This is a genomic window from Streptomyces sp. NPDC093261 (assembly GCF_044753645.1).
In the GTDB taxonomy this organism is placed as follows: Bacteria; Actinomycetota; Actinomycetes; order Streptomycetales; family Streptomycetaceae; genus Streptomyces.
Map to the genome: position 1 here is coordinate 116,637 of NZ_JBIVNO010000018.1, position 12,303 is coordinate 128,939.

Sequence of the window (12,303 nt, forward strand, 5' to 3'; positions counted from 1 at the left end):
GCGTCCCGCACTCGTCCGCCACTCGTTCGATCACCCGGCCCACAGGACATCCTGCCGCGCCGCGCGGCGCCCGCGCCCGGCCTTTCAGCCGGCGTGTGCCGTCGCCACGGCCAGAACCAGGGCGGCGCTGGAGGCGCAGCCGATCCGGCCGTCGCTCGCGGCCCTCACCGCCTCGGCCAGCGGCACATGACGCACCGCGAGGTCCGTCTCCCCGGGCTCCGGGGCGGGCTCGCCCGGCGCCAGACCGTCGGCGCTCCACAGATGGACACGGGCGGGCGTGAGGCCGGGCAGCGGATGCAGGGCGCCCCGCGGTGTCCAGCGGCCGTCGCGGTAGCCGGTCTCCTCGGCGAGTTCGCGACGGGCGGCCGCGTGGCTGTCGCCGTCCTTTGGGTCGACATCGCCGCCCGGCAGCTGCCACATCGTGCCCGTGAGGTAGTGGTGCTGCTCGACGATCAGCAGGCATCCCTCGACCAGCGCCGCGACCCGGACCTGGTCCGGCACCCGCACCCAGTCGTACCGTCCCGCCCGCCCGTCGGGCTGCGTGACCTGGTCCTGGTACGCCACGAGGCGGGCGGTGGTGCACAGGGGCTGCCGGTGGTGCCGCCTCCAGGGTCCTCGGGTCTCCATGCCGGGAGTTCTGCCCAGGGGCCACGACACCATGCGGGTCCCGTGGCCCGGCCCACCGCTCCCTCGCGGCACTGCCCCGGGGAGCGGTTCGGGGTGCCGGAACCGTACGAGGCACGCTGCCGCCGACAGCCGTCACCCGCCCCTAAGCCACGGCGTCCGTCTCCGCCCCTGTCACCGTCGCCGTCCCGGCCCCTGTCTCCGCCCGTCCCTCGGCCTGCTCCCGCTCCCCCGCCCCCTTTCCCCGCTCCGTCTCGTCCGTCCGCGAAGACACCCGCGCCTTCTCGAACTGCGTCCGGTACAGCTCCGCGTACCGTCCGTCCACGGCCAGCAGTTCCTCGTGCGTGCCCCGCTCCACGATCCGGCCGGACTCGACGACCAGGATGGCGTCGGCGGCCCGTACGGTGGACAGCCGGTGGGCGATGACGACGGCGGTACGGTCCTGAAGGGCCTCGGTCAGGGCCTCCTGGACGGCCGCCTCCGAGGTGCTGTCGAGATGGGCGGTGGCCTCGTCGAGGATGACGACGCGCTGCCGGGCCAGCAGCAGGCGCGCGATCGTCATCCGCTGGCGCTCGCCCCCGGACAGGCGGTAGCCGCGCTCGCCGACGACCGTGTCGAGGCCGTCGGGCAGGGACCGTACGAGGTCGTCGAGGCGGGCCCGGCGCAGCACCTCCCACAGCTCGTCCTCGGCCGCGTCCGCCCGGGCCAGCAGCAGATTGGCCCGTACCGTGTCGTGGAACAGATGGCCGTCCTGGGTGACCATGCCGAGCGTCTCGCGCAGGGACGCCGCGCTCAGCTCGCGGACGTCGATCCCGCCGACGCGCACGGCGCCGGCGTCGACGTCGTAGAGCCGTGGGAGCAGAGCGGCGACGGTGGACTTGCCGGCGCCCGAGGAGCCCACGAGAGCGACCGTCCGGCCCGGTTCGGCGCGGAAGGAGATGCCGTGCAGGATCTCGGCCCCGCCGCGTGTGTCGAGGCTCGCCACCTCCTCCAGTGAGGCCAGGGAGACCCGGTCGGCGGCCGGGTAGCCGAAGCGGACGTCGTCGAACTCCACCGACACGGGGCCCTCGGGGACACTGCGCGCCCCCGGCTTCTCCTGGATCAGCGGCTTGAGGTCGAGCACTTCGAAGACGCGCTCGAAGCTCACCAGGGCGCTCATCACCTCCACCCGGGCCCCCGCGAGGGAGGTGAGCGGCGCGTACAGCCGGGTGAGCAGCAGGGCCAGCGAGACCACGGCGCCCGGCTCCAGGGTGCCGCGCAGGGCGAACCAGCCGCCGAGGCCGTAGACCAGGGCGAGCGCCAGGGCGGAGACAAGGGTCAGGGCGGTGAGGAACGCCGACTGGGCCATCGCCGTGCGCACCCCGATGTCCCGCACCCGCCGGGCCCGGGCCGCGAACTCGGCGGCCTCCTCCTCCGGGCGCCCGAAGAGTTTGACGAGGGTGGCGCCCGGCGCGGAGAAGCGCTCGGTCATGCGGGTGCCCATCGCGGCGTTGAGGTCGGCGGCCTCACGTTGCAGCCGTGCCATACGGCTGCCCATCCGGCGCGCCGGCACGACGAAGACCGGCAGCAGGGCCAGCGCGATCAGGGTGATCTGCCAGGACAGGGTGAGCATCACGGCGAGGGTGAGCAGCAGGGTGACGAGGTTGCCGACGACGCCCGAGAGAGTGTTGCTGAAGGCGCGCTGGGCGCCGATGACGTCGTTGTTGAGACGACTGACGAGCGCTCCCGTTCGCGTACGTGTGAAGAACGCGACCGGCATGCGCTGCACATGATCGAACACAGCCGTCCGCAGATCGAGGATGAGCCCCTCACCGAGCGTGGCCGACAATCTGCGGCCGACAAGGCCGAGCGCGGCCTCGGCGAGGGCGATGAGGGCGATCAGCGACGACAGCCCCAGGACCCTGCCCTGGTCCCCGTGCGACACGATCGCGTTGACGACGCGGCCGGCGAGTACGGGAGTCGCGACGGCGAGCAGGGCGGTCACCACGCTGACCACGACGAACAGCGCGATTCGCCGGCGGTGCGGGCGGGCGAAGGCCCCGATGCGGCGCAGCGTCGCGCGGGCGAAGGGCCGGCGCTCCTGCTGCGCGGTCATGACGCTGTGCAACTGGTGCCAGGCGGTGCTCTCCATGCTCATGAAATCGACGGTAGAACCTCAGGCGCCGTCCAGCTCAGCGCACGCGGTAATGGTGACGGCGCCCAGGGCGCTTCCGTGCCTTGCCCCGCGCGTCAGCCTCCGTCTCCGCGCACGCAACCTGGCGTTGGTGCGGCGCGGAAAGCCTCTGCCGATGTGACTGCCGTACGTCTCCCTCACGGACTCCCCAGACGTCTTCCGGTCCGCCAGGTCCTGTGTCTGCTCCCGCTCGTCCTCGTGCTCGTGGTCGCGGCAGAGCACTGGCCCGTGCTCGCGGAGGGCTTCGGCCATCTACGGTCGGCCGAGTGGCCGTGGCTGGTGGCCGCCGCCGGTGCGACCTGTCTGACCTGGGTCGCGGCCGCCGTCACCCGGCAGGGCGCGGTGATGCAGCGGTTGCCCCTGCGGCGGCTGCTGGCCACCCAGTTCGCGGCGGGCGCGGCCAACCATCTGCTGCCCACCGGGCTGGGGGCGAGCGCGGTCAATCTGCGTTTCATGACGGTGTGCGGGGTGCCGCTCGCCCGCTCATCGGCGGCGCTGGCGCTGTACATGCTCGCCGAGGCGATCACCCGGGTCGGTCTGCTGCTGGGCCTGCTGCTCACCTTCCCGGACGCGCTGCACCTCGGCTCCTTCGTCCCCGCGTGGGCGGAGGGTCCGCTGCTGGCCGCGGCGGCCGGGGCGGTGTGCGTGGCGGTGGCGGTCCTGCTGCTGGTGCGGCGGCTGCGCACCGCCGTGTTCTCGTTCGTGCGCACGGCGCTCGGCGAGGCCCGCTCGGTGCACACCCGGCCCGCCCGCGCCCTCGCCCTGTGGGGAGGCTCGCTGGCGTTCCCCGCGTTGCAGGCGGCCGGTCTGGCGGCGGTGGGCCGGGCGCTGTCGCTTCCGGTACCGCCCGTGCACATGGTGGTCGCGTATCTGGCGGCGACCCTCGCGGTGGCCGCGGTGCCCACTCCGGGCGGCATCGGCTCGGTGGAGGCGGCGCTGATCATCGCCCTGGTCGCGGCGGGCGGCCCGGTGGCCGTGGCGACGGCGGTGGTCCTCGCGTACCGGATCATCACGGTGTGGCTGCCCCTGCTGCCCGGTGCGCTGACGCTGGGGGCGCTGGTACGGCTGAAGGTGATCTGACCCGGCGGCGCCCGTCGGTGGTGCGCTGCCGGTCCGCGGCCGGACAGCGGTCGTACCGGAGAGTAACCTCTGCGGGGCCAGCCCTCCCCCGCCCGTGAAAGAGGCAGCCCGATGCCGGTCAGGATCGAACGTCAGGGGTACGTCACCACCGTCGTCCTCTCCCGCCCCGAGGCCCGTAACGCGGTGGACGGGCCGACCGCCGCCGCGCTCGCCGACGCCTTCCGGGCGTTCGAGGAGGACGGGTCGGCGCGGGTGGCGGTGCTGTGGGGCGAGGGCGGGACGTTCTGCGCGGGTGCCGATCTGAAGGCGGTCGGGACCGAGCGCGGCAACCGGGTGGCCGAGGACGGCGACGGCCCGATGGGGCCGACCCGGCTGCGGCTGTCCAAGCCGGTGATCGCGGCGGTCGCCGGGCACGCGGTGGCCGGCGGTCTCGAGCTGGCGCTCTGGTGCGATCTGCGGATCGCCGAGGAGGACGCGGTGTTCGGGGTCTTCTGCCGCCGCTGGGGCGTACCGCTCGTCGACGGCGGCACGGTACGGCTGCCGCGGCTGATCGGCACCAGCCGTGCGCTGGACATGATCCTCACCGGCCGTGCGGTGCCGGCCCGGGAGGCGTACGGGATGGGGCTGGCCAACCGCCTCGTGCCGACCGGCCGCGCCCGCGCCGAGGCGGAGGAACTGGCCGCCGGGATCGCCCGGTTCCCGCAGGCGTGCCTGCGCGGCGACCGCGCCTCGGTCCTCGACCAGGAGGGACTGGACGAGGAGGCGGCGCTGCTGAGCGAACTTCGGTACGGCAGGGCCGTGCTGGCGGAGGGTCTGGAGGGTGCGGCCCGCTTCGCGGCCGGGGCCGGGCGGCACGGGTCGTTCACGGATCTGTGACGGCGGCCGGGCCGACGGCGCGCCGCCGGATCGCCAAGCGCCGGTCGACGTCGGCCCTTTCACGGTCCTGCACCTGCACACGGCAGGTGTCGGCCCTTTCACGGTCCTGCACCTGCGTACGGCAGGATGAATCCTCGCTCCGGGCGGCGACAGTCCGTCGGAGGTGATCGTGCATCCCGTGAAACGAACAGGTGGCAAGGTGACGCGTCCTCAATTCCGGCCCCGGGGCCCTCTCTTCGGCGCGGGAGGTGACCGGTGAACCGCGGGGTCACCCTCGACGACCTGGTCCTCGCCGGAATCGCCCTGGCCGCGGGCCTCTTGGCGGCCTTCCTGCTGCGCATGCTGCTGCGCTGGCTGGGCCGGCACGCGAGCCGCACCAAGTGGAGCGGCGACGACGTCATCGTGGACGCCCTGCGCACGGTGGTGCCCTGGGCGGCCGTCGCGGCCGGCGCGGCCTCGGCGGCGGCGGTGCTGCCGCTCACCCGGACCGTGCAGCACCATGTCAACCAGACCCTGAGCGTGCTGCTCATCTTCGTGGTGACGCTGACGGCCGCACGTGTCATCGCGGGCCTGGTGCGGGCGGTCACCCAGTCCCGGTCCGGGGTGGCCGGATCGGCCACGATCTTCGTCAACATCACCCGGGTCGTGGTGCTGGCCATGGGCTTCCTGGTGATGCTCCAGACGCTGGGCATCTCCATAGCGCCCCTGCTCACCGCCCTGGGTGTGGGCGGACTCGCCGTGGCCCTCGCCCTGCAGGACACCCTCGCGAACCTGTTCGCGGGCATCCACATCCTCGCCTCCAAGACCGTTCAGCCCGGTGACTACATCCGGCTGAGCAGCGGCGAGGAGGGCTATGTCGTCGACATCAACTGGCGGCAGACCACCGTGCGCCAGCTCTCCAACAATCTGGTCGTCATCCCCAACGGGCAGCTCGCCAAGACGAACATGATCAACTACACCCGTCCCGAGCAGCGGTTGACCGTGCTGGTGCAGGTGGGGGTCGGCTACGACAGTGATCTGGAGCATGTCGAGAAGGTCACCGCGGAGGTCGTCGCCGAGGTGATGACGGAGATCACAGGCGCCGTCCCGGACCATGAACCGGCGGTTCGGTTCCACACCTTCGGCGACTCCCGGATCGGCTTCACGGTGATCCTGGGCGTCGGCGAGTTCAGCGACCAGTACCGGATCAAGCACGAGTTCATCAAGCGTCTGCACAAGCGGTACCGGGCCGAGGGCATCCGCATCCCGGCGCCGACGCGGACAGTGGCGCTGCGCCAGGGCTCGGCGGCCATACCGCACCCGCGCAGCGGCACCGGCATGGTGATCGAGCACGGCGGCCCGGACGCCCCCTGAGCCGCACACCGGCGCCGGCCCGGCGACGGACGTCCCGGGCCGGCGTGCCGGGCCGGAGGCAGCCCGGCATATGCTCGGAAGGAGCATGCATCCTTCCTCCGCCGAACCCCCGATGCCCGACCGGACGGCTCATGCGCTCGATGAACGGCTCGACCGGATCGCGCGCCATCCCTTCCGCGCCAGGTTCCACCTGCGCGGGCGCGACCGGGCCACCGCCGAACTGAGCGGCCCCGGCACGATCCGGTGGCACGCCTACGACCTCATCTCCAAGCGGCTGGCACCGGCCGAGCCGTACAAGGACGGCAAGCAGACCCCCTACCGGGGCCACCCGGTGTTCGTCGCCCAGCATGCGACCGCGACCTGCTGCCGTGGCTGCCTGGAACGCTGGCACGGGATCCCGAAGGGGCGGGAGCTGAGCCGTGCCGAGCGCGCCTACGTGGTGGAGGTGATCTGCCGCTGGATCGAGCGGGAGGTGGCGGGGGCGCCGGGGCCCGGGACCGGCGCGCCGGGCGCGGACCGGCCCTGATCCCTCATGGGGCCTCGCGCCGCGCCGGCCCGGGCCGGGCCGCAGGTAGGGGTGGCCGTCCCGGCCGTCCATGGCGCGGGCCACTGTCGAGTGGGGTGCGCACACGAGATATCTTGATGTCGAGCAATGTTGCAGACGTGGAGCGGAGCACCCGGTGACTGACTCGACCATCATTTACACGCACACTGACGAGGCCCCGGCCCTGGCGACGTATTCCTTCCTGCCGGTGGTCCGGGCGTACGCCTCGCAGGCGGGTGTCGCTGTGGAGACGCGTGACATCTCGCTGGCCGGGCGCATCCTCGCGGTCTTCCCCGAGTACCTGAACGAGGACCAGCGGATCAACGACGACCTCGCTGAGCTGGGCGAGCTGGCCAAGACCCCCGCGGCCAACATCATCAAGCTGCCCAACATCTCGGCGTCCGTCCCGCAGTTGAAGGCGGCCGTGGCCGAGCTTCAGGCCAAGGGCTACGCGCTGCCGGACTACCCGGACGAGCCGAAGACCGACGAGGAGCGGGAGATCCGCGCCCGTTACGACAAGATCAAGGGCTCCGCCGTGAATCCGGTGCTGCGCGAGGGCAACTCCGACCGCCGCGCTCCCGCCTCGGTGAAGAACTACGCCAAGACCCACCCGCACCGCATGGGCGCATGGTCCCCCGAGTCCAAGACGAACGTGGCGACCATGGGCGTGGACGACTTCCGCTCCACCGAGAAGTCCGCGGTGATCTCCGAGGCCGGTTCGCTGCGCATCGAGCTGAAGGGCGACGACGGCTCCACCACCGTGCTGCGCGAGTCCGTCCCGGTCCTCGAGGGCGAGGTCGTGGACGCCTCCGTGATGCGTGTCGCCGCGCTGCGCGAGTTCCTGACCGCGCAGGTCGCCCGCGCCAAGGAGGAGGGTGTCCTGTTCTCGGTGCACCTGAAGGCGACGATGATGAAGGTCTCGGACCCGATCGTCTTCGGCCATGTGGTGCGTGCCTTCTTCCCGAAGACGTTCGCGAAGTACGGCGAGACGTTCGCCGCGGCCGGCCTGACCCCGAACGACGGTCTGGGCGGCATCTTCAAGGGCCTCGAGGGCCTGCCGAACGGCGAGGAGATCAAGGCCTCCTTCGACGCCGAGCTGGCCGAGGGCCCGGCGCTCGCGATGGTCGACTCCGACAAGGGCATCACCAACCTGCATGTGCCGTCCGACGTCATCGTGGACGCCTCCATGCCCGCCATGATCCGCACCTCCGGCCACATGTGGGGCCCGGATGGCCAGGAGCACGACACCCTCGCGGTGCTGCCGGACTCCAGCTACTCCGGCGTGTACCAGGCCGTGATCGACGACTGCCGCGCGAACGGCGCCTACGACCCCTCCACCATGGGCTCGGTGCCGAACGTGGGCCTCATGGCGCAGAAGGCCGAGGAGTACGGCAGCCACGACAAGACCTTCGAGATCCCCACCACGGGTACCGTCCGTCTCGTGGACCAGGCCGGCAATGTCGTACTGGAGCAGACCGTCTCCGCCGGTGACATCTTCCGCGCCTGCCAGACCAAGGACGCCCCGATCAAGGACTGGGTGAAGCTCGCCGTCACCCGCGCCCGCGCCACCGGCGACCCGGCCGTGTTCTGGCTGGACGAGACCCGCGCCCACGACGCCAACCTGATCGCCAAGGTCAAGGAGTACCTGCCGGAGCACGACACCGAGGGCCTGGACATCCGCATCCTGGCCCCGGTCGAGGCCACCAAGCTGTCCGTGGAGCGCATCCGCCGCGGCGAGAACACCATCTCCGTCACCGGCAACGTGCTGCGTGACTACCTGACCGACCTGTTCCCGATCCTGGAGCTGGGCACCAGCGCCAAGATGCTGTCGGTCGTCCCGCTGATGGCGGGCGGCGGCCTGTTCGAGACGGGCGCCGGCGGCTCCGCCCCGAAGCACGTCCAGCAGCTCGTCAAGGAGAACTACCTGCGCTGGGACTCGCTCGGCGAGTTCTTCGCGCTCGTGCCGTCCTTCGAGCAGTATGCGAAGGCCACCGGGAACCAGCGCGCCCAGGTCCTCGCCGACACCCTCGACCGCGCCACGGCGACCTTCCTCAACGAGGACAAGTCCCCGACCCGTCGCGTCGGCGGCATCGACAACCGCGGCAGCCACTTCTACCTGTCCCTGTACTGGGCGCAGGAGCTGGCCCGGCAGACCGACGACGCGGAGCTGGCGAAGGCGTTCGCCCCGCTCGCCGAGACCCTCACCGCCAACGAGCAGAAGATCGTCGACGAGCTGATCGCCGTCCAGGGCAAGCCGGCCGACATCGGCGGCTACTACCAGCCCGACCCGGCGAAGGCCTCCGAGGTCATGCGTCCCTCGCAGACCTGGAACCAGCTGCTGACCTCGCTCGCGTAAGCGGGGTCCGCGCGGCACCCGCACCGGTGTGACCACCGCCCCGGCCGGATCGGATCCGGCCGGGGCGGTCGTGTCCTCGGAGCCCGGTCGCGGCCCGCGGGCCGGGACCCGGTTGCGATGCGGGCGCTACGACGCCGCCTGCTCGGCCGGTGCCCCGGCGTCGGGGTGGGCCAGCCCCAGGTGGTCGCGCAGGGTCGTGCCCTCGTACTCCGTGCGGTACACACCGCGCTCCTGAAGCAGCGGGACCACGGTGTCGGCGAAGGCGTCGAGTCCGCCCGGGGTGATGTGCGGGACGAGGATGAAGCCGTCGGACGCGTCGGCCTGGACGAAGGCGTCGATGTCCCGCGCCACGGTGGCCGGGGAGCCCACGAAGGTCTGGCGGTTGCCGGTGTGGATGACCAGGTCCCGGATCGACCAGTGGTGCGCGGCGGCCAGCTCCCGCCACTCCCGCGCGGTGGCCGGCGGATCGCGGTACATCCGCACCTGGGCACGGCCGCGGGCGATGGTGTTCTCGCCGGGCAGGGGGTCGATGTCCGGGAGCGGGCCGTCAGGGTCGTAGGCGGACAGATCGCGGTTCCAGACGAACTCCAGGTGCTTGATCGCGGTGGCCCCGCTGACCTGCGCCCGGCGCACCTCGCGGGCCAGTTCCCCGGCCTCGGCGTCGGTGTCGCCGAGGACGAAGGTCGCGGCGGGCAGGATGAGCAGCTGGTCGGGGCGACGGCCGTACGTGGCCAGGCGGCCCTTGACGTCCGTGTAGAAGGCCTGGCCCGCCTCCAGGGTGGCGTGCCGGCTGAAGATGGCATCGGCGCTCGATGCGGCGAACTCGCGGCCCTCCTCGGAGTCACCCGCCTGGAAGATCACCGGGCGGCCCTGGGGGCTGCGCGGGACGTTGAACCGGCCGTGGATGTCGAAGTGCCGGCCGTGGTGGACGAAGGCTCCGGCCTTCGCGTCACGCAGGAAGACCCCGGTCGCCGGGTCGGCGACGATCTCGCCGCCGTCCCAGGAGTCGAAGAGTTCGTTCGCCGTGGCGAGGAACTCCTTGGCGCGCGAGTAACGCTCCTCCTGCGGCAGAAAGCCGCCGCGGCGGAAGTTCTCCCCGGTGAAGGCGTCCCAGGAGGTGACCACGTTCCAGGCGGCGCGTCCGCCGGAGAGGTGGTCGAGGCTCGCGAACTGGCGGGCGACCTCGTAGGGCTCGTTGAAGGTGGAGTTGATGGTGCCGGTCAGGCCGAGGTGCTCGGTGACCGCGGCCAGTGCGGCGAGCACGGTGAAGGTGTCGGGGCGGCCGACGACGTCCAGGTCGTAGATTTTTCCTTCCTGTTCGCGCAGGCGCAGCCCCTCGGCGAGGAACAGGAAGTCGAACCGGGCCCGCTCGGCGGTCCGCGCGAAGTGCGCGAACGAGCTGAACTCGATATGGCTGCCGGCCTTCGGGTCGCTCCACACGGTGGTGTTGTTGACGCCTGGGAAGTGGGCTGCGAGGTGGATCTGCTTGAGCGGCTTGCTCATGGTGGGTGTCCTTCCGGCTCAGGCGGCGTAGCGGTTGGCGGGGCGGGCGAGCCCCAGCAGCCCGCGCAGGGTGGTGGCGTCGTACGCGGTGCGGAACGCGTCGCGGCGCTGGAGTTCGGGGACGAGACCGCGGGTGATCCGCGGCAGGTCGTGCCCGGCGACGGCGGGACGCAGCCGAAAGCCGGTCAGCCCCGCCGACCGCAACTCCTGGAGGAGGTCGGCGAGTTGGGCGGGTGTGCCGGTGAAGATCCGGGCGTCGCCGGTGTACGGCTCTCCGGCGGCGGCGTCGAGGCGCTCCCGGCGGGCGGCGGCCTCGGCGGGGGTGTCGTCGAGGAAGACGACCAGGTCGCCGAAGAGGTGCAGCGGCGCCTCCGCCCGTCCGGCTGCGGCCTGCTCGGTCCGGACCTCGGCGACGATCGCGCGTGCCTGCGCGGCGTCGTGCGGGGTGACATAGCCGAGGTCGGTGGAGCGGGCGACGAGCCGGAACGGCACGGTCTGGTGGGCGAGCGCGGTCACGAGGGGCTGGCCCTGGGGCGGGCGGGGGGTGATCGAGGGGCCCTTGACGCTGAAGTGGCGGCCCGTGAAGTCGATGTAGTGGAGCTTGTCGCGGTCGATGAACCGGCCGGTGGCCACATCGCGGATCTCCGCGTCGTCCTCCCAGCTGTCCCAGAGCCGGCGCACGACCTCGACATGGTCGGCGGCCTCGTCGAAGAGGTCGGTCACCAGCTCCCGTGCGCCGGGGCTGTCGTAGGCGTCGATACGGGGCAGGGTGCGGCGGCCGAAGTGGGCTGCCTCGTTCGGGCGCGCGCTGATTCGGACCCTCACGCCCGCACGGCCGGTGCTGACGTAGTCGAGGGTGGCGATGGCCTTGGAGATGTGGAACGGCTCCGTGTGGGTGACCACGACGGTCGGCACCAGCCCGATGTGGCGCGTCAGTGGGGCGACACGGGCGGCGATCAGGACGGCGTCGAGGCGCCCGCGGACCTGGTCGGTGCGTTCGTCCGGGTCGAGGAGGTGCGACGACTGGGGGCCGAGCCCGTCCTCGAAGGTCACGAAGTCGAGCAGACCACGCTCGGCCTCGGCGACCAGGCCGGCCCAGTAGCCGGCGGTGAACAGGTCCCGGGGGCGGGCCTCCGGCTCGCGCCAGGAGGCGGGGTGCCAGCCGGTGCCGTCGAGCGCCACGGCGAGGTGCAGGGGCGAAGGAGAGGTTGAGGACACGAGTGGGTGCCTTCCTGGATGTCCGTATCGAGAGCGCCGGCCCCCGCGCGAGCGGGGCACGGCGGGGGCGGGAAGCCGGCTCCAGCGGAGTCGGACGCCCCGGGGCGGCGCGCGCCACCGCACGGCCCGGCGGCAGGGGCCGCCGGGGCTGAGGGGGCGAGGGAGGCGCACGGGACCGGGACGGGAACGTGGGCGCACCGCGGCGATGGTGCGCGTCGGGGAGGGGAAACGCCGTCAGCCGTGACAGCGGGCGGAGCCCGGGGCGGTACAGAGCGCGCTGTTGACGCGCAGAAGATCGACGCAACGGTTCGCGCACAGCAGGACGCAGCCCCGGGGCCGCGAAACGGCTGTCCTCGAAGCTGCGTACATCACTGCCACCGTCACTCTTCCGGCCCGTGGGGCCACGCGCTTACCGAAACGTCATCCGGTCGGGTCGTCACCTGGGGCACCCCACCGCGGAGCGAGGGTTGCCGGTCGGCAAGCCAGGGCTTGTCGCTGACGCTCATGACCTTTCTGACCGTAGGTCAAGACAGGCGCCCGAAGCGCTGTTCACGCACGTCCATCAGGTGATACACG

The 12,303-nt window shown here is 72.2% G+C and carries 9 protein-coding genes and 1 riboswitch; of the genes, 5 read left to right on the forward strand and 4 right to left on the reverse strand.

The window, feature by feature from the left end; all coding sequences use genetic code 11:
• Positions 1-84 precede the first annotated feature (84 nt).
• Both ACIP94_RS30105 and ACIP94_RS30110 read right to left on the reverse strand, forming a co-directional pair.
• Positions 85-627: an NUDIX domain-containing protein gene (locus ACIP94_RS30105; RefSeq protein ID WP_402432504.1), complete on the reverse strand. Its 543-nt coding sequence runs from the start codon at positions 625-627 to the stop codon at positions 85-87.
• Positions 628-769: 142 nt separating this feature from the next.
• Complete coding sequence (locus tag ACIP94_RS30110) at positions 770-2,755, reverse strand: ABC transporter ATP-binding protein (protein ID WP_402432650.1); 1,986 nt, start codon at positions 2,753-2,755, stop codon at positions 770-772.
• A 159-nt stretch (positions 2,756-2,914) separates the two neighbouring features.
• On the opposite strand from ACIP94_RS30110, the gene ACIP94_RS30115 reads away from it, so the two are divergent.
• From ACIP94_RS30115 to ACIP94_RS30135, 5 genes are all read left to right on the forward strand, one after another.
• On the forward strand, positions 2,915-3,877 hold the full coding sequence (locus ACIP94_RS30115) for a YbhN family protein (protein WP_402432507.1): 963 nt from the start codon (positions 2,915-2,917) through the stop codon (positions 3,875-3,877).
• Positions 3,878-3,988: 111 nt separating this feature from the next.
• Complete coding sequence (locus ACIP94_RS30120) at positions 3,989-4,753, forward strand: crotonase/enoyl-CoA hydratase family protein (RefSeq protein ID WP_402432509.1); 765 nt, start codon at positions 3,989-3,991, stop codon at positions 4,751-4,753.
• A gap of 255 nt (positions 4,754-5,008) precedes the next feature.
• On the forward strand, positions 5,009-6,106 hold the full coding sequence (locus ACIP94_RS30125; RefSeq protein WP_402432512.1) for a mechanosensitive ion channel family protein: 1,098 nt from the start codon (positions 5,009-5,011) through the stop codon (positions 6,104-6,106).
• A gap of 85 nt (positions 6,107-6,191) precedes the next feature.
• Positions 6,192-6,632: a DUF4186 domain-containing protein gene (locus ACIP94_RS30130; protein WP_402432515.1), complete on the forward strand. Its 441-nt coding sequence runs from the start codon at positions 6,192-6,194 to the stop codon at positions 6,630-6,632.
• Between the two features lie 154 nt (positions 6,633-6,786).
• On the forward strand, positions 6,787-9,006 hold the full coding sequence (locus ACIP94_RS30135; RefSeq protein ID WP_402432518.1) for an NADP-dependent isocitrate dehydrogenase: 2,220 nt from the start codon (positions 6,787-6,789) through the stop codon (positions 9,004-9,006).
• Between the two features lie 126 nt (positions 9,007-9,132).
• Here the strand turns inward: ACIP94_RS30135 and ACIP94_RS30140 are convergent, their stop codons facing one another.
• Entirely contained in the window at positions 9,133-10,509 is a 1,377-nt protein-coding gene (locus ACIP94_RS30140; protein ID WP_402432521.1) for an NtaA/DmoA family FMN-dependent monooxygenase, read from the reverse strand.
• An 18-nt stretch (positions 10,510-10,527) separates the two neighbouring features.
• Positions 10,528-11,727 (reverse strand): LLM class flavin-dependent oxidoreductase, encoded by a 1,200-nt coding sequence (locus ACIP94_RS30145; RefSeq protein ID WP_402432524.1) that lies wholly within the window; start codon positions 11,725-11,727, stop codon positions 10,528-10,530.
• 400 nt (positions 11,728-12,127) lie between these two features.
• Positions 12,128-12,237: riboswitch (SAM riboswitch) on the reverse strand.
• Positions 12,238-12,303: the final 66 nt, after the last annotated feature.

Bases quoted from the DNA above. Each gene is read 5' to 3' on its own strand.
- ACIP94_RS30110 (WP_402432650.1), bottom strand. From the start codon at position 2,755: ATGGAGAGCACCGCCTGGCACCAGTTGCACAGCGTCATGACCGCGCAG.
- ACIP94_RS30140 (WP_402432521.1), bottom strand. From the start codon at position 10,509: ATGAGCAAGCCGCTCAAGCAGATCCACCTCGCAGCCCACTTCCCAGGC.
- ACIP94_RS30130 (WP_402432515.1), top strand. From the start codon at position 6,192: ATGCATCCTTCCTCCGCCGAACCCCCGATGCCCGACCGGACGGCTCAT.
- ACIP94_RS30120 (WP_402432509.1), top strand. From the start codon at position 3,989: ATGCCGGTCAGGATCGAACGTCAGGGGTACGTCACCACCGTCGTCCTC.
- ACIP94_RS30105 (WP_402432504.1), bottom strand. From the start codon at position 627: ATGGAGACCCGAGGACCCTGGAGGCGGCACCACCGGCAGCCCCTGTGC.